At 43.8% G+C, this 19,969-nt stretch carries 16 protein-coding genes and 1 tRNA gene; 13 read left to right on the top strand and 4 right to left on the bottom strand.

Annotated features, from left to right (window positions below; genetic code table 11):
* The first annotated feature begins 10 nt into the window (after positions 1-10).
* The 12 genes from tsaB to ACFQS8_RS12380 all read left to right on the top strand — a co-directional run bounded on the left by tsaB (position 11) and on the right by ACFQS8_RS12380 (position 9,738).
* Complete coding sequence (gene tsaB, locus ACFQS8_RS12325) at positions 11-658, top strand: tRNA (adenosine(37)-N6)-threonylcarbamoyltransferase complex dimerization subunit type 1 TsaB (protein WP_382167809.1); 648 nt, start codon at positions 11-13, stop codon at positions 656-658.
* On the top strand, positions 658-1,131 hold the full coding sequence (locus ACFQS8_RS12330; RefSeq protein WP_382167811.1) for a GNAT family N-acetyltransferase: 474 nt from the start codon (positions 658-660) through the stop codon (positions 1,129-1,131). Before tsaB ends, ACFQS8_RS12330 begins: the two co-directional genes overlap by 1 nt.
* Before the next feature lie 103 nt (positions 1,132-1,234).
* Positions 1,235-1,642, top strand: a complete 408-nt coding sequence (locus ACFQS8_RS12335; RefSeq protein WP_382168625.1) for a Fur family transcriptional regulator — start codon at positions 1,235-1,237, stop codon at positions 1,640-1,642.
* Positions 1,643-1,770: 128 nt separating this feature from the next.
* Positions 1,771-3,129 carry a tRNA (N6-isopentenyl adenosine(37)-C2)-methylthiotransferase MiaB gene (miaB, locus tag ACFQS8_RS12340; RefSeq protein ID WP_382167812.1) on the top strand — a complete coding sequence of 453 codons (1,359 nt, stop codon included), beginning with the start codon at positions 1,771-1,773 and terminating at the stop codon, positions 3,127-3,129.
* 12 nt (positions 3,130-3,141) lie between these two features.
* Positions 3,142-4,158: a PhoH family protein gene (locus ACFQS8_RS12345; RefSeq protein WP_382167814.1), complete on the top strand. Its 1,017-nt coding sequence runs from the start codon at positions 3,142-3,144 to the stop codon at positions 4,156-4,158.
* Positions 4,151-4,636, top strand: a complete 486-nt coding sequence (gene ybeY / locus ACFQS8_RS12350; RefSeq protein ID WP_382167815.1) for an rRNA maturation RNase YbeY — start codon at positions 4,151-4,153, stop codon at positions 4,634-4,636. The genes ACFQS8_RS12345 and ybeY overlap by 8 nt, the downstream gene beginning before the upstream one ends.
* A 2-nt stretch (positions 4,637-4,638) precedes the next feature.
* Positions 4,639-5,559 (top strand): hemolysin family protein, encoded by a 921-nt coding sequence (locus tag ACFQS8_RS12355; RefSeq protein ID WP_382167817.1) that lies wholly within the window; start codon positions 4,639-4,641, stop codon positions 5,557-5,559.
* A gap of 20 nt (positions 5,560-5,579) precedes the next feature.
* Entirely contained in the window at positions 5,580-7,280 is a 1,701-nt protein-coding gene (lnt, locus tag ACFQS8_RS12360; RefSeq protein WP_382167819.1) for an apolipoprotein N-acyltransferase, read from the top strand.
* Positions 7,281-7,394: 114 nt separating this feature from the next.
* Positions 7,395-7,814 carry a helix-turn-helix domain-containing protein gene (locus tag ACFQS8_RS12365; RefSeq protein ID WP_382167821.1) on the top strand — a complete coding sequence of 140 codons (420 nt, stop codon included), beginning with the start codon at positions 7,395-7,397 and terminating at the stop codon, positions 7,812-7,814.
* Positions 7,815-7,938: 124 nt separating this feature from the next.
* Positions 7,939-8,015 (top strand) — tRNA-Arg (locus tag ACFQS8_RS12370).
* A gap of 153 nt (positions 8,016-8,168) precedes the next feature.
* Positions 8,169-9,329, top strand: a complete 1,161-nt coding sequence (locus ACFQS8_RS12375; RefSeq protein ID WP_382167823.1) for a tyrosine-type recombinase/integrase — start codon at positions 8,169-8,171, stop codon at positions 9,327-9,329.
* Between the two features lie 202 nt (positions 9,330-9,531).
* Positions 9,532-9,738 carry a helix-turn-helix transcriptional regulator gene (locus tag ACFQS8_RS12380; protein WP_382167824.1) on the top strand — a complete coding sequence of 69 codons (207 nt, stop codon included), beginning with the start codon at positions 9,532-9,534 and terminating at the stop codon, positions 9,736-9,738.
* A 748-nt stretch (positions 9,739-10,486) separates the two neighbouring features.
* Here the strand turns inward: ACFQS8_RS12380 and ACFQS8_RS12385 are convergent.
* From ACFQS8_RS12385 to ACFQS8_RS12395, 3 genes are read right to left on the bottom strand one after another with little or no spacing between them, the layout of a single operon-like run.
* Positions 10,487-13,888, bottom strand: a complete 3,402-nt coding sequence (locus tag ACFQS8_RS12385; protein ID WP_382167826.1) for a DEAD/DEAH box helicase family protein — start codon at positions 13,886-13,888, stop codon at positions 10,487-10,489.
* A gap of 24 nt (positions 13,889-13,912) precedes the next feature.
* Positions 13,913-15,115, bottom strand: coding sequence for a restriction endonuclease subunit S (locus ACFQS8_RS12390; protein WP_382167828.1), 1,203 nt, complete (start codon positions 15,113-15,115; stop codon positions 13,913-13,915).
* Positions 15,112-16,575, bottom strand: a complete 1,464-nt coding sequence (locus tag ACFQS8_RS12395; protein ID WP_382167830.1) for a type I restriction-modification system subunit M — start codon at positions 16,573-16,575, stop codon at positions 15,112-15,114. Before ACFQS8_RS12395 ends, ACFQS8_RS12390 begins: the two co-directional genes overlap by 4 nt.
* A gap of 202 nt (positions 16,576-16,777) precedes the next feature.
* Between ACFQS8_RS12395 and ACFQS8_RS12400 the strand changes: the two genes are divergently transcribed.
* Entirely contained in the window at positions 16,778-18,868 is a 2,091-nt protein-coding gene (locus ACFQS8_RS12400) for a hypothetical protein (RefSeq protein WP_382167832.1), read from the top strand.
* Between the two features lie 226 nt (positions 18,869-19,094).
* Here the strand turns inward: ACFQS8_RS12400 and ACFQS8_RS12405 are convergent, their stop codons facing one another.
* The gene (locus ACFQS8_RS12405; RefSeq protein ID WP_382167834.1) at positions 19,095-19,868 is read right to left on the bottom strand and encodes a HesA/MoeB/ThiF family protein; all 774 of its coding nucleotides are present in this window, start codon (positions 19,866-19,868) and stop codon (positions 19,095-19,097) included.
* Positions 19,869-19,969: the final 101 nt, after the last annotated feature.

The raw sequence follows: 19,969 nt of genomic DNA on the forward strand, positions 1-19,969 counted from the left end.
GCGCAAAAGAATGAAAATTTTAGCATTAAGCACAGTTGGTAACGCTTGTGAGGCGGGTATCTGGTCAGATGACGAGGTATTGGCGCATGTGTGCGAACCTATGGCGAAGGGACATGACACGCGGCTGCCATTGTGCGCCAAGCAAGCGCTTTCCCAAGCAAATATGGCGTTTTCCGATATTGACCGGATAGCTGTGATCGCTGGGCCTGGCTCCTTTACAGGCGTGCGTGTGGGCGTTGCGTTTGCGCGGGGGCTGGGTGTGGCGCTGGATGTTCCTGTCGTCGGCATTAGTAGTCTAGAGGCAGCGCTTCCCAAAGATATGGTTGGGCGTGTTGTCGTTGCATTGCCTGCAAGACGCCGTGCACCGGATTTTAGCTGGTGGGCGCAAGTTTTTGTGGATGGTCAGCGTGCAGGTGAGCCGATTGAGGCGGATGTAGCAACAATGCAATCGCTTATTGGGGCGGCAGATAGCGTATGTGGGCAGGGCTTAGAGCCTGTTGGAGAGTTTTTGAGTACCGGTGTGGAGCTAGGTTTGCAACGCGCTGTTGAATGGGCATTAGAAACTGAGGTGGAGAGTTTGGAACGCGCTGACCCACAATATGTGCGTGCACCTGATGCGGTTCCGATGAAACCTAAGACTGATCAAGCATCCTCCTAATGTTGATAGAAGTGAGAGAGGCAGAGCCGGGTGACGCGGGTAGGGTGGCGGATATTCATGCGGCTTGCTTTGCTAAGGCTTGGTCTAAGTTGGACATTGAACGGATGCTGCTTGCTGAGACCAATAGCAGCTGGGTACTGACGCGAAATGGCGACATTTGTGCCTTTGCCATTTTGATGTGGGCGGGTGATGATGTTGAAATACTCACAATCGCTACGGCATTGGAATGGAAACGATGTGGTTATGCAAAACAATTGCTGTGTGCGTGTGATAATGCCTTTAAGAACAATTCTGATGAAGCGGCTAGGCGCTGGCTATTGGAGGTCGCTGTCGATAATTTGCCGGCTATCGCATTGTATGAAAGCTTAGGCTTTGAGCAGATTGCAAAGCGACGAAATTATTATCGCAGAGAAGATGGTGTGAATGTTGATGCATTCGTATTTTCTGCCAAAATTGGCAATTTGGGGTGTTAATTTCTGCTATAGTTAATAATACGGTGTTGATAAAGTGTCGTCACTGGACATTCCATGACGTTACAACCATATCTTTTGGAATTAGAGCTAGGGGTGCGTTATGATGATTGAGCAGCGATGTATTGAAAAAGGCCTGCGGATGACTGAGCAGCGCCGCGTTATTGCTAAAGTCTTGTCAAACGCAGACGATCACCCTGATGCTGAAGAGCTACACCGTCGTGCATCTGCTGTAGATAGCAATATATCTCTGGCAACAGTGTATCGCACTGTTCGCTTGTTTGAAGAGTCTGGTATTATTGAGCGTTTGGATTTTCGTGACGGGCGTGCACGTTATGAAGAAGCAACAGATGACCATCATGACCATTTGATCAATGTGAAAACAGGTGAAGTGATCGAGTTTGTTGATGAAGAAATTGAGCGACTTCAAGAAGAAATTGCCCGCAAACTCGGGTATAAGCTTGTTGATCACCGTATGGAACTTTATGCGGTGCCGATCACAGACAAGGACTAATTTGGTCTGAAAATGAGTTGTTGGAGGCGTGATGATATTGCGGCTTTGTGATTTTAATTGAAAATCTATCACTTTGACGCTTGGAATCTCCTAGCGTCTCCATGGGTTTTAGGGCATAACCCAGCCCCATGACCGAACAGACACAAACACCGAGCCCTAAAAAGCTATTTATCAAAACATATGGCTGCCAAATGAACGTATATGATTCTGATCGTATGCGGGATGTGTTGAAGCCACTTGGATATACGCCAACAGATGCACCTGATGATGCAGACCTTGTTGTGCTGAATACTTGCCACATTCGTGAGAAGGCGACAGAGAAAGTTTTCTCTGAACTAGGCCAACTAAAACGTATGAAGTCAGCTTCTGGCGGTAAAATGACTATCGCCGTTGCGGGGTGCGTTGCGCAAGCTGAGGGTGCTGAGATAATGCGCCGCCAACCTGCTGTGGACCTTGTGCTCGGACCTCAAAGTTATCACAAGCTGCCCGAAATGATCGCTAAAGTTGCGCGTCAAACAGGGGATGTTTTAGAAACTGAATTTGACGTTCAAGAAAAGTTTGATGCGCTTCCCATTAAGCGGGATGCGGATGGCATGTCTGCATTGGTGTCTATTCAAGAGGGGTGTGATAAATTCTGTACCTTCTGCGTGGTGCCCTATACGCGAGGCGCTGAGTTTTCCCGTAGCGTTGATACGATTGTTGCCGAAGTGCGCGGTCTTGCAGCGCAGGGGGTCAAAGAAATTACCCTTTTGGGTCAGAATGTGAATGCTTTCCACGGTGCAGCTCCTGCGGGTGAAAATGGAGAGTGGGGACTTGGTCAACTTCTGCGTCACCTTGCAAAAATTGGCGGATTAGAGCGCCTACGTTTCACCACATCTCACCCCAAAGATATGGATGATGATCTTATCTCCGCTTATGGTGAGCTTGATGTCCTTATGCCTTATTTTCACCTGCCTGTTCAGGCGGGATCAAATAGGGTTCTTAAGGCTATGAACCGTTCTCACACCGCAGAATCATATATTGAGACGATGCGTAAAGTCCGTGAGCAACGTCCTGATGTGGCTTTGGCTTCTGACTTTATCGTTGGTTTCCCTGGTGAAACAGATGAAGACTTTGAAGCAACAATGGATTTGGTGCGGGAAGTTAAATATGCGTCCGCATATTCGTTTAAATATTCTCGCCGTCCTGGGACACCGGGCGCAGAAATGTTTGGCCAAGTCGATGAAGCGGTCAAGGATGAGCGTTTACAGCGTTTGCAGGCATTGATCCGAGAGCAAACTACAGAGTTTAATCAACAGCAGGTAGGTAGAACCCTTCCAGTACTGTTCACGCACAATGGCAAGCTTGAAGGGCAAGCTTTAGGTAAGTCACCTTATTTGCAATCAGTGCACGTTGAAAATGCACAACACCTGATAGGTAAGATTGTAGATGTTGAAATTGTGGGTGCAACATTAAGTTCACTGACAGGCGTGCTGAGCACGAAATAAAGAGATCCAAGTTTGAGCACTAAGAAACCAGCGTCTAAAAATAGGTCTAAAACAGCTAATCGTACAACGCGCACTTTTGCGTTGGAGGACAGTAAACGCCTACGTGATCTGTGTGGTCCGGGGCATCGCAATCTTCAAGTTTTAGAATTGCAACTTACAGAGTTTGACTTGAAAGTTGAAAGTCAAGGCGGAGAAATTCGTATTGATGGCGAAGGAAAAGGGCCTGCTTTAGCGGAGCAAGCTTTGATAGCTTTTTCTGACCGTGTGGAAGCCGGAGCTGAGCCGTCAGCTTTTGAACTTGAAGGTGTTATTCGCCTTGTTCGCGATGATGCTCCCACAGCGGGTGCTGTGTCGGGCGATGTGATCTTTGGATTAAACAAACCGATTACTCCGCAAACACCGGGCCAGCGCGCTTATATCCAAACTTTGCGTGACGAAGAAGCTGGCTTGGTATTTGGAACGGGTCCTGCGGGAACGGGGAAAACTTTTCTTGCTGTGGCTGTGGGTGCATCTGAACTTAAATCTGGAAAGCGCGAGCGCCTCATCGTGGCGCGTCCGGCGGTAGAGGCGGGTGAGAAGCTAGGATTTCTTCCGGGAGATTTGGAAGACAAAGTTGACCCTTATATGCTTCCAATTTGGGATGCGTTGAACGAATTGCTTGGTGCGCAAGAGGTTGAACGCCGTAAATTGCGTAAAGAAATTGAAGTCGCGCCGCTAGCTTTCATGCGTGGACGTACCTTGAAGAATGCGTTTGTTATTATTGATGAAGCGCAGAATGCATCAATTCCGCAAATGAAGATGGTGTTGACGCGCTTGGGGCGCGGTTCACGTATGGTTGTAACGGGTGACCCATCACAAACAGATTTGCCCGATAAGTCACCCTCGGGTTTAGCTCACGGTATGCGCATTTTGAACGGAGTGTCAGGGGTCGCACAGACGGCTCTGACGGCGGATGATATTGTGCGACATGATTTGGTGGCACGCATCGTGACTGCATATGATAAAGACGAGATGAAGCGCGATGGTTGATGTGCCGATCGTACTTTCCATTGATACACGTGTTGAAGACGATGGTTGGAAAACAGTTCTGCCAGAATTTGAAGCAATTATTGAGCGCGCTCTGGAGGCAACGGCTGGTGCCGTTGGAGTAAGCGGATTGGTGGAAGTCTTGCTAACAGACAATAGTGAGATGCAATCGCTGAACGCTAAATGGCGCCACAAGGATAAGCCCACGGATGTGTTGTCTTTTCCATCTGACAGCGCGGATATGCCGGGAATGCAAACATTTCTAGGTGATATTGCGCTAGGCTTAGGTGTGGCAAAAGCGGACGCAGATAAACTTGGGCGTGACTTTGAGCTGCATATCATGCATCTTTTGGTTCACGGCTTCTTGCATCTTTTAGGATATGACCACATGTCTGCTGAGGATGCGAAACTAATGGAAGGGTTGGAGGCACAGATTCTTGCGCCGCTTGGATTACCAGACCCATATGGAGATGCGGCATAGCCATGCCCGATGATGAATCGAGTAGCGAGGAAGATAGTCGTAATAACGGCGGTCTTTTCTCAAAAATATTTGGACTATTCTCAAATGAGAATGGAGAAGGCACACCTGAAAATGGTGAAGAAGTGGTGAGCTCACCTACACCAACGCCTTCTGAAATGCGCTTGCGTATCGCAGAGTTTGAAACTGCGACTGTTTCTGATGTGATGATACCGCGCGTTGAAATTATCGCTGTTGATGTTGATACGAATGTTGAAGATCTTCTGAAAATATTCACAGAGGAAGCGCATTCGCGCATGCCCATTTACCGCGAAGCATTGGACGATCCTATTGGGCTGGTTCACCTTAAAGACCTTGTCGCGGAATTATCCAATGGTGACGGCATCGACAAAATGGCGAATGAGAAACTGCTTTTGAAAATAAAGCGGGATATTCTTTTCGTGCCAGCATCTATGCGTCTGCCGGACCTTCTATTTAAAATGCAAACTTCCCGCATTCATCTTGCATTGGTTGTTGATGAATATGGTGGGACGGATGGACTTGTCTCGCTTGAAGACCTTGTTGAGCAAATTGTTGGAAATATTGAAGACGAGCACGATGAAGAAGAAGCACGTTTTCATCTGCGTTCTCCTGGAATTTGGGAAGCTTCCGCACGCGCCGATATTGAGGATTTTGAGCAAGAATCGCAATTATCTCTCGCTTTGCCCGATTATGAGGATGAGATAGATACATTGGGCGGCTTAGTGTTTGCGCTTGCGGGACGAGTTCCCCAGAGAGGCGAAATTGTTCAGCATCCTGCTAATGTTGTATTTGAAGTGATGGAAGCTGATCCAAGACGTATCAAGAAATTAAAGATACGTTGCGGTAGCGACCATTCCATTGTTAACACTACATCTAACAATGAAATAGAAAAAGCGGTGAGCTAAGGCTCAATCGGGGAATATACATGTTCGAGAAGTTTGTGCCGGTAGATGTTCGACTCGCGCCGAACGGGAATTTTTTGTCAATCCCATATAATTTTCTAAATGCGTTGAGCGGCACAAAAGCCCTTATTGCGTGTTTGGTTCTAGGAGCTTTATCGAATCTCTCTTTTGCGCCATTAAACTTCTGGCCGATGATGATGATAAGTCTCGTCAGTTTTGTGTGGCTATTGGATGGGGCGACACGACAACCCAATGCTCGATCTGCTGCCTTCTGGCGGACGTTAGCCTTTGCGTTTGGTCAGTTTGGTGTGGGGTTTCACTGGGTTGCGTTTGCATTTCTTGTGGACCCTAAAGCGCATGCTGCTTTGGTGTGGCTCTCCTTGTTGCTCCCGCTTGGCCTCGCTTTTATTTGGGCTGTGATTGTACGAGTTGCATTCAATTTTTGGTGTCCTGGTCCTGCGCGGGTAATGTTATTTGCATTTACGATTTTCGCCGCTGAATGGACGAGGGGGCATTTATTTGGTGGATTTCCGTGGAATATCCCAGCCATGGTGTGGGCACCTGGTGGGGCGGTATCTCAAACCGCGTCATTATTTGGTGTGTGGGGTCTGAGTGTTATTACAATCGTCCTTTTCTGCGCACCTGCCGCGCTGTGCGATGGGCGTACACAAGTTGGCACGAAAATGGGCGGAGTAGGGCGTGCAATGCCTGCTATTATCGCTGCTCTCCTCTTTGGTGCGGCATGGGGATGGGGCTCACACCGCATTGCTGATGCAGAGGATGGGGCGCTTGGCCCTATGGTGCGTCTCGTCGATGTAGGCGTTCCTCAGAGTGAGAAGTTTAAGCCCGAGGTGCGACAGCTCGTATTGCGTCGATATTTGCAACTCACTGAGCCTGATACGGGGAAGAATCCGCGCATAGTCATTTGGCCTGAAGGCGCATTGCCCTACGCATTATTGCAATATCCGGATGCGCTCGACCCTGTGTCAGAAAACCTTGGTGCACGCCGTTTGATTGTGGGTACAAGTTTTGTGAATCGCCAGTTCCATCCTGAGAGATGGTTTAATGCGCTCGCCGTTTTATCTCAGGAAAGTATGGTCGCTGAAGCGGTTTATTATAAGCACCGTTTAGTGCCTTTTGGCGAAATGGTGCCATTTCGCAAAATTGCCGCACGCTTGGGAATTGGGGCGTTACAGCAAATCGCGGAAGCTGGTTTTTATGCTGGACCCAAGCCTGCTCCGGTATCGGTCGAAGGCGTACCAGATTTTCAACCTCTTATCTGTTATGAAGCCCTCTTCCCGGGGCTGCTACCAAAACGAGATCAAGAAAAAGACCTCTCTGGTGTTGCAAAAGATATGTCTTTTGAGAGGGCTGATTGGATCGTGAATATATCAATTGATGCATGGTTTGGCCCATTATGGGCTCCTGCACAGCATTTTGAACATGCAAAATATCGCGCAATTGAGGAAGGTTTGCCTATGGCGCGTGTAGCGTCTCGAGGCGTTTCAGGTCTTGTGGATGGGTATGGACGTGTGACAGCTTTGGCCACTTCTCCAGATTTTGATAAATATCCAGAAGATCCAAAAGGTTGGAAAGCGCGAATACTGGACGCTCATATTCCTACTGCACTTTTACCTACTTTATACAGTAGATACCGTGAGTTGTTTTTGATTTTTATGCTATCTATTCTACTTGTGGGTTGGATTAGTTTGCCAAGAAATTGAGACTTTAGGTTGACATTCTCGTCTACATACGATGGAAAATGGGGTTCGAGCTAGGGTTTTCCCTATGTTTCTTTCACGCTGTTTTGGGGACGGCGTTTTTAAAAAGTGTGATGGATGTCTGAAAATAAGTTACCAAATACTATAGATAAGCATGTCGGAAGACGTGTACGTTGGCGTCGACGTGAGTTGAACTTTAGTCAAGAGAAACTAGGGGAACTTCTTGGTCTAACTTTCCAGCAAATCCAAAAATACGAAAAAGGTGTAAACCGTATTTCAGCAGGTCGTCTGTTTGAAATGTCTCGTGTTCTGGATACGACGATTACATATTTCTTCATGGGTGTTGAAGAAATGGACGAAGCGATGAACCGCACATTCGCTGAGAATGATAAAGATCAGGCGCTAACAGGCCTTATTGATGCGGATGCTGTGGATTTAGTCGTTGCATTCCAATCAATTCCAGACCCAAAATTGCGTCAATCAATTCTAACTATGGTTCGCAATTCCGCTGAAGCTTTCGCAGATACGACAGCTTAAGTTTTTGCATTAAACAATTCCTCCTTGCGTTTAGCGTTGAATAGATCGATTTTTTATTCAATGTTTTGAACGCAAGGATGTGTTGATTCTTGGCGCATTAAATGCCAAACAAACCAGCGTGACTGCACCCATAGCTCAGCTGGATAGAGCGCTGCCCTCCGAAGGCAGAGGTCAGAGGTTCGAATCCTCTTGGGTGCGCCACTCTCCTGTTTCACCGTATTCTACAGTGTTTCAATATTTGCTGTATTTCCCTATTATATAAGGTATTTTTGTCTTAGCGTGATGCATGGTGTCTCACTATATCTCGTGCTAATATGTACATAATTTTGTATATATTGGGGATTTTATGTACACATGGTTGCAAGAAATAAGCTAACAGATCGAAAAATTAAAGCCTTGAAGGATGGAACTCATGGTGATGGTGCTGGGCTTTATATCCGAATCAATCATCAAAATAGTAAGCAGTGGATCTATCGGTATAACTATATGAAGAAACCTAAAGTCATAGGATTGGGTTCGTATCCTGACATTTCTTTACAAGATGCTAGAAAGCTCCGTGATGTATGGGCAAGCGAGGTCGCTGCTGGCAGAAACCCAGTAGATATCAAGGCAAAACAACGCACAACATTGAGTGTAGGTGTAGATGCGAAGTTGTTGAAGAATGTCGTGTATAGAACATTTGAATCTAAGAAAGCGACTTTGCAGGAAAAGGGCAGGAATGGGGAGTGGGTATCTCAACTGACTAATCATGTTTTGCCAACCCTTGGAGATAAGAGCGTTGAGGAACTAACTCAACATGATATTAATGACGTCCTTCAGTCTATATGGAAAAGTAAGCCTGTGACTGCTAAGAAAGCTATTGGCCGATTAAAAATCTGTCTTGAGTATTCTGAAAGTTTGGGGTTCGACGTGGATGTCGATATTATTCGAAAAGCAAAACACATACTCGGTCCTCAACCCAAAAAAGAAGAACACTTGCCGAGTATGGCGTGGAAGGACGTGCCTGATTTTTATGCATCTTTGACAAATAGCAACCATACTCATCTGGGGCTACGCTTTTTAATTCTGAATGTTGGTGCAAGAACTAACCCTGTTCGTCATTTAAAATTAGAACAAATAGAAAATGGATTGTGGAGAATTCCCGCTGCAATGATGAAGTCTAATAAGCCGTTTGTTATGCCACTCTCTGTACAAAGTTTAGAAATTTTAGATGAGTTAAAACCTCTTATAAGAAACGGATTAGTCTTTCCAAACTCAAGAGGTACAAAAGTAGTATCCGAAAATATATTCAGTAAATATATGAGAGTTGACCGAGGACTGACTGTCGTTCCTCATGGTTTTCGATCGTCCTTCCGTACATGGGCATTGGATAACGGACATGACCGAGTTATAGCTGAAATGTGTATGGCACATAAAGTTTTTGGTGAGGTGGAGGGAGCTTACATCAAGAGTGATGCTTTGGAAAAGAGACGTGAATTGATGCAAGAATGGTCAGATTACGTCTGCAGAGCATAACAAAAACAATATTTATGGTGGTTTATTTTTAGTAAAAACTATCTTTGGTTGTATTTTTGTGGTGGAATTAAGGTATTTTTGAGATATATTCATAGTTTTATGCCATATTCCCCTATTTGGAGAATTTCAGGGGTCGCCCAACCCTAAATACTAACGTCTCATGATGATGTGAGGCATTTCACTTGGTATTTAGGAGAAATGTATGGACGATAAACTAATCACAATTAACGAAGTTTGCCAGCGATTTAATATAAACCGATCAACATACTATCGTTGGATCAAGGAAAACCCAGAATTTCCAAAGCCAATTGTCTTAAATAAAAATTCCAAACGGTTTCGTCTTAGTGAAATAAAGGAATTTGAAGAGGCTCGACGCTGTTCTGTCTCTAATTCGCAAGCTCTACATTAGGAGTGTGCAAATGTTAGATACAGGATATTATCCAAAAGAGTGTGAGTTTGCATTGAGAAGGATGTATACTCAAAGACTAATGGCTTTAAGACCAAATATCTTCCTTACGATCAAATTGTTTGAGTACAAGGTTGATATTGCTCCTGAGCGCTTATTGGAGCGCCGCGGAGAGGATTTTGATCGTCTTCACATAGAGGTCTTCAATAGAATAGATAGGCTATTGTACGGAGCTCGACATCACAAATTGCAGGATGAAAGTAAATTTGGTTACTTTTGTAGGTTGGAAACAAAAGACAAACGATACTTTCGGGTTAACCCTCACTATCATATTCTGATGAGTTTCTCGCCAGACGAACTAATAAAGTTTCAACAACAATGGCCGTCAATACACGAGAGTTTGATTAAACTACTGAACGCCCGTGGATTTTCGCCCGAGATTGTTTGCTTAGATCATGATGGAGATAACCTTAGTTATTCCGTTAAGCACCCTCTTACCGACTTACTGAGAATGTATGACAGGAACCTACCTGAGTAGGTTCATTTGTTAGCGTCGCCGGTGAGCCAGTCTCAAGGTGACTTATGATCAAAAATAGTATGTTTTTGACTGGGTGTAAAATCAACATCCAGTGTTTGTTATGCGAATTTTTTGAATACTTAATAAAGTAAATAACATCAAAAGCGCTGACACATGTGAGGTTCGAAATTTGTACATAAAGTCAACTTTATGGAGACTTTGCCGAAGGCCATGTTAGTTAGAGTTTTCATCTATTCGTTTTACTGCATTTTCATTGATAGCGCTGATGAGTTTTACAACTTTTAAGCTATCTTCATCACTGAAAAGTCCTGATAAGCCCTGTTCATCAATGTTTGTGAAGGGTGTCTCGAACATTACTTTAGGTTCCATCACACCATTCTGAGTTAGGTATCTTATAATCTGATTTAGGAATGTTATTTGGTCAGGCATAAGGGAGGCTTTATTGAGAAAACCTTCAAACGCTTTTGTTGCAGCAGTTTTGTTCAAGCCAACGACTGATCTAACAAGTATACCTAGAGGTTTACCATCAAATAGTTCTTCGTATTTCTCACGAGAAATTGGACCATCTTCACTAAAAAGAATGTCTTCCAGTGCTGAAATATCTGTCTGTGTGAGGGGGGAATTGTTCTGCAAACGACGGATTGTAATATGGTCACGATTGTTATTGATGAAGGTCTGAACTTGTTTGCGATAGTCAATGAAATCGGGACTAGGTTTTACAAAATCAACTTCTCTAACTACTCCCGTAATCTTATCCTGAAAGTCTGTGAACACTAATGGTAATCTGCTTGAATTATCGATAAATTTTATCAAGTCACGTAGCCGAAGACGAGTATTTTCCAAACGCTGATAAGATACTTCTTTCCACCATTCATCTTGTTGTATTGATTTAATCAACTCAATCTCAGCATTAACGAGGGGAATTGCGTCTTTCATCTCTAGATCAGAGGCAATCTTTCTGATGTTTAAGATGTACTTGGCTTGGGTACTATTTTTCTTAAGAATCGCTAGCTGAAGGTTCAAAATTAATAAATCCAAACGTCTCGCATATTCTTCGTCATTATCAGTGTAGGGGAGACCACTTAAAACATTAACGAGCGTTTTTTCATCTGACTTTGAGATTGAATTCCAATTGCTTCGGTTTTTGAAATGTTCGACGTCCTTTCTATGCTTTCTTACTATGAAGTTATCAACGTTTAAGAGCTTTACGCAGTCGTTCAATTGGTTTTTAAGGTCATTTGTAAGCTCTGGTTCAATATCCCTCTCAGTAAGTCCAGAAATTAATTCTAGACGGTTATTAAAGATCTTCTGCTTCAATGAGTCCTGAGTTTTACTCTCAAACCCTTCAGGGTTCGCATCGAAGAACTCTAAGTTTTGACAGAGGTCGAAGATGAGGAACTCTTTCTTGTCTACACCAGGGAAAAACAAGTCTTCACATAAGCGAGTTCCTCGTCCGACCATTTGCCAGAACTTAGTTTTGGATTTAACAATTTTGAAGAAAACTAAGTTCACTACTTCTGGAACATCAATTCCTGTATCCATCATATCAACAGACACAGCTATATGTGGATTTTTGTCCTTGCCTTCAAAGTCTTCAATAAGGCTTTGAGCATACTTTGTTGTATAATCAATCTTCTGACAAAACTTGCCAGCGAGTTTAGGATATTGTGCATCAAACCTATCAACGATGAATTGAGCATGCTTGTTGTTCTTTGCGAAGATAATGGTTTTTCCAAGTCTGTCGCCACCTTCAACCTTGATTCCGTGTTCTATTAGATAAGCGAGGGCTTTATCTACTGTATTTGCGTTGAAAAGCCATTGATTGAGTGCCGTCGAACTTATCTCTTCAACAAGTTCACCTGTTTCATCATCATAGAACTCTTCTTGAGCTTCGTATTCTTCCTGTTCCTCGGGGGAAAGGTCATTATATTTCACGCCTTCCCTCATGAAGCGGAAGGGAATTGATAAAGCTTTGGGAGGGACTAAGAATCCGTCTGCTACTGCTTCATCCAGATCGTAGGCGAAAGTCGGTAATTTATCTTCAAGTTCGAAAAGTTTATAAGTGTTGCGATCGATATCCACTTTGGGAGTGGCTGTCAGTCCAACTAGAAAGCTATCGAAATAATCAAAGATTGCTCCATATTTTTGATAGACTGACCTGTGCGCTTCATCGACAAAAATTAGATCAAAGTGTCCGACACTGAAGCTCTCTTTGTTTTCACCCTTTTTGCTACCATCTATGAGGTTCATCATAGTAGGGTATGTGGAGAAGATAACCCGTGCATTGGTGGGATCTTCATTCTTACTTTTTTCAAGAAGACTAGCCACATTGTAGTCTTGTAAGATTTTGTTGAAGTTCTTCTTAGCCTGTTTCACTAATGAAACTCTGTCTGCTAAGAATAGCACCTTTCTTATCCAACCTGCTCGCATCATCATATCTACGATCGAAATGGATAGGCGGGTTTTGCCTGTACCCGTTGCCATTACAATCAGAGCTTTGCGTTTACGTTGTTCTCCGAAAGCATCCATCACACGGGCGGCGGCTTCAACTTGGTATTTGCGTCCCGCAATATCAGGGTTGTGTTGGATCGTTCTTAAGTCTGTTTGACGGGCAGGGCGTTGTTTGATCTTCCACTGCAACTCATCTTGTGTAGCAAACCCATTTACTTCACGCGGAGGATAAAAGATATCATCCCATATTTTTGTGGTGTATCCATTTGAGTAATAGATCACGGGACGCTGCCCAAATTGTTGCTCTAAGCAATCTGCATAAAGTTCCGCTTGGCGTTTCCCAGCTTCTGGATCAACTTTCGTTTTCTTAGCTTCCACGAGAGCAACGGGCTTACCATTGCTACCCCAAAGCACATAATCGACTTTTCCTCGTCCTGTGCGCTCCCCTGAGGACGTAGGCATGCCTGTAACCTCATACTCTTCTACATTTTCAGCTTTGGGATCCCAGCCAGCTTCCCTGAGCATAACGTCGATCATGAGCTCACGAGTTTGACTTTCAGAATACTCGTCAGAACCAATCGACTTTTTATTCTTAGTTTTTATTTTTTGAAGCTTTTCCAGTTCAGCTTTTAGGGCAGAAAGTTCAGCTTCGGTTTGGGTCAGTTTCTCCTTTGCTTTTTGTTCTGCCATATCTTTGGCTTTGAACATAGCAATGACGTTTGAGTGCTTTTCAGCATCTGATTTTGGGATGAGATTTTGTTGGAAAGGTGTGGGTGTTTCAACTACGTCTTGGGAGTACATGCGGACTACCCAAGTTAGGAATTGATGCAAACCTGTAACAGCGTTCATAGATTCTTGTGCTGAAAGGTTTTGATCATCATGGGCGGCTAGGTTTCCTAGCTTTTGGATAAACCGCAAATCATTGAACAAGCCATAAGGAAGCTGTCCTCGAAATGATCTCTCGTGAATCATGGTTGATAGCGTGACCTTGTAAGGTGCTTTCAAAGAGCTATCATTTTTGTAGATCCACTTCAGACAAATTTCCAAAGTCCGGCGAGCATAAAGAGCCGCCGCTCGTGGATCGTTGTTTGCATACTTTTCAGCTGATTTTGCGTCCTCTAAAAGAAACGTCCAATTACCTGATAAAAATGTAAAATTCCCCATACCCATACCCATATTCTACTCAGACTATGCTGCCTCCAAATCTTTGGCGGTTAACTCACCTCTGAATGCACGTTGGCTAAGGGTTTTAAAGAGCATATCTTGATGAACTAATTGAAGTTGGAGGCTTTTTTTCAGTGATTTATGTTTCAAGATGAAGTTCGAGTATTCTTTCTGTAAAGAAAGAGGAGGGCAATGAACTGGAAAATTCTTCAATTGTGTTTTGTTGATAGTTGCAATTCCAGTAGTTTGCTTCCCGGCACGTAAAAAATAACGTTTCCCATACTGGCTTCCTATTAGGGCGCTGAGATATTCGGGCATATAAGCTGAATTTTTGTTAATTCTGACGCTAAAGATGTGGTTTTGATGAATACAGGTAGAGATTTCATTGTTCCAGACAGTACCTCGACCGAGTTTATCAGGATCCCCGCCTTCTGTGAGAAGAATATCGCCTCGTTCTAACAGATATCGTGCTTTTTCTTCTAACGTAATGTCGATCGTAGTTATCTCAGTTAGGGATAGGTAGCCGTCTTGGACATTTGCAACTCTCATATAAGGGACAGGATGAAGGTCCTTTTGTTTTGTTTTGCGTCCTTTAGTAATTCCTGACCTAATTTCTGCAATTTCTTCAAGAAGAATAGTCTCCCACCCCTTTGGATTGGTAACCGGATCGCCAAACATGTCGAGGAAGGTGGAGCGTAGGAGGTCGTCTGTGAGGGTGATGACTTGCTCTCTCTTACGACGGATCGCATCCGCCTTATCCAAAATCGCCGCAATCCGCCTTTGTTCCTCTAAAGGAGGAACAGGGATATCGAATTCAGCAACTGCTGCAGGTCTTGCCCGAACCAGAGAGCCACCAACTCCTGCAACGGTATTCATAAATTTTGTATGAAATGGATCCGAGGTTAGATAGTGCCGCAGAAAATTAGGGGCGTGGATTCTGCTTCGAAAAATAATCCATTCACTCGATCCTATTTGCCTGTTTCTTGATGCTGAAGGGACGACTTGGCAACGCCTAATGTGTGGTATTATTTTAGACAATAAGACGTCTTCCGGCTGAATTATGTATTTTGATGAACCTATTTTTTCGCCAGGCAGTCGATCAAATATTCCTCGATCATATGCGGGGATACTATATAGGTCGAAGACTTCTTCAGGAGCTTTTGATGGATCTACTGATCCTCCACGTTTAAGCATTATTTCCGACGCTTTGACTGTGTGCCAACTCATAGCATTCCTCTTAACTCAGCTAGGTCGCTTTGAATGTCTGTTTCTAAAGCATCCAATTGATCTAGTATCTTAAGCGGCGGGTCATAGACGACTTCCTCATATTCAACTTCTTTGTAACGGTTGAGAGAGAGGTCGTATTTGTTCGTCGCTAAGTCTTCTTTGGAAATGGAGAAGGCTTTGGCTTTTTTATCGGCAAACTTTGAATTGTCGTCTTTGAAAGCTTTGTATTGCGTGATGATGTCTGGAATGTCGTTTGCGTCTATTGGAGCACGTTTGTCATCAAGACTGTATCCGTCTGCTTCCATATCGTAAAAGAAGACTTCACCCGTTCCGCCACTATCTGTTCGTGTGAACATTAAGACAGCTGTTGAGACCCCCGCATAGGGCTTAAACACCCCAGAGGGCATGGATATAACAGCATCAAGCTTATGGTCTTCTACAAGCGTTTTACGGATATCTACGTGTGCTTTTGATGAGCCAAACAACACGCCATCAGGAACAATAACAGCGCAGCGCCCACCTTTTTCAAGCTGTTTGAGAAAAAGTGAGAGGAAGAGAAGTTCTGTCTTCTTTGTCTTGGTTGTTTCTAGCAGATCTTTAGCAGTCGTTTCGTAATCCAGTGATCCTTTGAAAGGGGGATTTGCGAGGATAAGACTGTAAGCCTCACGTGTACTTGAATCAACTTCGCTGAGGGAATCTCGGCTTTCAATTACTGGATTTTCAATGCCGTGAAGCGTCATGTTCATTGCACCAATGCGAAGCATGGAAGAGTCAAAGTCTGATCCATGAAACATCTTACTGTGGAAATGATGTTTTTGATCAGGTTTCACTAAAATGTCTGGATAGGTTTCTTCTATATATTCCGCAGCCGCCACGAGGAATCCACATGTACCACATGCTGGGTCAGCAATTATATCTTTGGGGGTGGGGGCAGCTAATTCGACCATCATCTTAATGATGTGACGCGGGGTTCTAAACTGTCCGTTAGTACCAGCTGAAGCAATCTTAGAGAGCATGTATTCATACAAATCTCCCTTTGTATCTCTATCCTTCATCGGGATTTTGTCGATCTTCTCGACAACTTTATCAAGTAAGGCAGCATTGGGTATCATGAAGACTGCATCAGACATGAATTTTGTATATGAGCTTCCCGCCGCACCATTCATATCTTTGATAAAAGGAAAGACTTCTTCTTGAAAGGTCTTGAACATTTTAGCGGGTTCAAAGTCTTTGAAGTTTGACCAACGCAAGTGTTGGTGGTCTTTGGAGAATATTGGGTTCTCAATTTCACCACCGAGGATATTGGCTTTGCTTTCTCTTGCAGTGTGAAGTTCATCTATGCGTTTAGCGAAGAGAAGGTATGTGATCTGCTCGATTACGGACAGAGGATTGGAAATCCCGCCAGTCCAAAAAGTGTTCCACAGCTGATCGACTTCATTTTTAATTTCGCCAGTGATCATGCATTGCCCCAATAACTTTTAAACTAAAAAAGCATGCCCTAAGCAGACGCCTCTATGTATGGCTCCGACGTTAGGATGATTTGTGTACAGAATCTACCACAGTAAAATTTAATTTCTGGCTTTTGATTTTTCCTCAGGGTTGATTCAATTTAGTTTGAGGGTGAAAGTTTAATTTGTTATTTTGTATCGGGGGATGGATGATATGACTACGGATGCGCATCAGAGTGTTGTTGAAGAGAATGTTTCAAACAATGTGAAAAAGGAATATTTTCTTCCACCGATTCAAGTGTTTTTGTCTTTGCTTGTTGTTCAAGTTGTAGGTCTTTACACTTTTCACTCTTATCATGGCTTTGACACAGGGGTATGGTCCTGGGTGTTTCCCATGTGGACGTGGGCTCCACTTTCTCCGTTTCTATGGTTTAGTCTGATTGTTTTGCCACTGTATTTAATTGTCCGTACAGGGGTTAGTATTTTAGATGTATATCTAGATGGAAAAACGCACGTACTGATATCGGTGCTCAAGTTTTTGCTTTCTAAAACTGTATACCTGATACTATTTTTGGCTGCGGTATCCCTAGTCATAGGTTTCCTTGTTGAGCTTTTTTACAAATACTTCACTGCCTATCAGTCAGTCGCTGAAGGAGGTGTGGGTGAATGGACAGATAGATTGAGGGTTCTGGCGCTCGGGCATGCCGTAGAAGTTTCAAATTCTAAAGACATTCCATTGTGGAAGGCAATATTTCATGCACGCAACTATATGCTTGGTAGCTGGGTTACGGATATTATACTGACTCTTGGAATGACCGTGTTCATATTCAGTCCAAAGTCCGTGTTGCGGGAAAGTCAATTTTTTCTCTCAAAGTATATTATCTATCCCTTGCCCCTTATAACAACAGCTATCTGGTTGGTGATGGTTATATCGCCTTTGGTTTGGCCATATTTGGTGCAAAATACCGTTACTCTCCAAACAAACAGGGTGATGCGAGAGACGGAAATTTATCAGAAACAAGTCGTTGCTGAAGCTGAGGAGAGACATAAGCGGATTGTTGCTGAAATGGAAGCAAATCAGCAAAGAATAGTAGCTGAGTATGAGACGAATCAGCAAAAAATGTTAGCTGAGTATGAAATGAACCAGCAAAAAATGTTGGCTGAGTTTGAAGCTAGACAGCAAGAGACGGCAGGACAGAGTGAAGAGATTATAGACCAGGTTAGCGGATCTGGGGATACTTTAGAAGATACGACTAATTACAATTATATGTGGCATGATGCTCCAATTCCAGACAACGCCCCGCCAGCAGATCTTCATATATTGTCTATTCTTTCAGAAGACGATCGGGGGGGGACTCACCCTTGGTTAATCTCTCGTTCTTCACCGACACTTAAGGTGTCAGTTATTAATGTTCAAGCGGACGATACTTTAACTATCAGAGCGGCACCTCACCACGAAATTCCATGGTCGGGTCATTTCAGATACAGTGCGTTATCCTACAATGCTAAAAACATAGATATTTCTGGGTGTTGGAATCTCAATTTTAAGGAGTTTATTGCACTGAGTGAGTGGGCAAAGAGTGTGCAAGAAGGGCAAAGATCTTCGGGAACGTGGTGCTTTGTTCAGGGGACGGAGTCATACCCGTATGGTTGGGTTAATGCTCATTTTCTGACTTTGGATAGCTTCGAGGCTAGAATTGTTGATCCTATTGAAAATATTCAGGTTTTATTGCCTGAGACGAAACCGAGTAGAGAGTTGGATGAATGGTCAAGAATTGATAAGTGGTTTCTTTTTGATCATGTTAACAGGATTGATAAAGCTTCTCAAAGAGCAGAAGTATTAAATCGAAAGGCAGATTTATACGGACATCTATCGGATGGAGAGCAATTGGAACTTGTTGCTTTACTTTTTGGCGGAGCCGGAGACGCTTCCATGAAGTTCTTGTTTGATACGATAGAAATGATCAAAGTACATCCAGATTGGAATGCTGAAGATATCACTTTTGAGCTCAACAAGCTTCATAATGAAGACAAAGAGGCTCTTTCGAATCCATTATTTAAATCCATGGCTCCAGATCCTTTATTTGGTCTCGATTACGGGGTTGAACTACCGATAGTTGAGAGTTTGATTCGGTTACAGCCCTCGGAGGATGCACTTAAAGAAAGAGTTTCTATGTTATTCAAGACACGTGACAGCTGTGTGGAAACACTCAATGAACTTCGTCCTACTCAAAGACCTAGTGATCCAGAGCACCACTGCGCCTCTGAGATTTTGAGTCGTAAACTTGCACTAGTTTCCGAATAATACCGGATAACAAACACCGAGGTTTACTTGTTCCAAACCTTGAAAGTGGAAGTGCCTCAGCGGCAGGAAATCTATGCAATATAGCGAACTCCTAGCATTTTCGGCAGAGGAATAGTGTATATAATTCTGTATATAAAATCCAATCATAAATTTTAACTATCTGTTTTTAAATGGGTTAATTCTTTCTGGTGACTCCTCTTGGGTGCACCAGACTTTTCGTAAAAATTTAACTCCTACCACAGCACGGGCATTGCGGGTCTGCTGGTAGTTTAATTGTGCGGCTATCGCCTGAGAGTGCATCATATATCCACAAACGTCCTGCCATAGATTGGCCTGAGTTTGTAATCTCTTTGACTGCTTCCATCGCCATACGCGCACCAATAATACCGGTAAGTGGGCCGATTACACCAATTTCTGCGCAACTTACCTCTGTCTCTGGCAATTCTGGCGTCAAACAGCGATAGCAGGGGAGCTTGTTTGCATTTTCATGCGTCTGAGTGTGACCAGATTTAAACACTGATACTTGGCCAGCCCAACGCCCAACCGCTCCAGACACGAGCGTGCGTGCGTTCTGATGGCAAAACTCATTCACATCAAAGCGCGTTTGAAAGCTATCAGATCCATCCAACACATAATCTGCATCGCCAATACACTCAGCGGCATTTTCAGGGGAAAGGCGTTTGCGCACCTGCGTTACAGTACAATCAGGATTTAAAGCAGTGAGCCGAGAATGTCCTGCTTCTACTTTGGGCGCACCTATATCATTCGTGGAGAATAATATTTGTCGTTGCAGATTGGATAGAGAAACATCATCATCATCTATCAAGCGAATATGACCCACACCGGCAGCAGCCAAATACATAGCTGCAGGGCCACCTAGACCACCCGCACCGATCATAGCGACGGTTGATTTTAGCAATTTTTGCTGGCCCGGCCCACCAATTTCGCGCAGCATGATATGACGGGCGTAACGTCTGATTTGTTCTGATGATAGATTCATGCTTTGTACCTAATTGATTTGCAGCGAATCGGCCTGATTTAGGTCTCTCCGCTTTTGTATCGGCTGTAAATCTACTGTATCAGCGCAATTGCTTGAAGGAA

The organism is Hirschia litorea (assembly GCF_042665075.1).
GTDB lineage: Bacteria > Pseudomonadota > Alphaproteobacteria > Caulobacterales > Hyphomonadaceae > Hirschia > Hirschia litorea.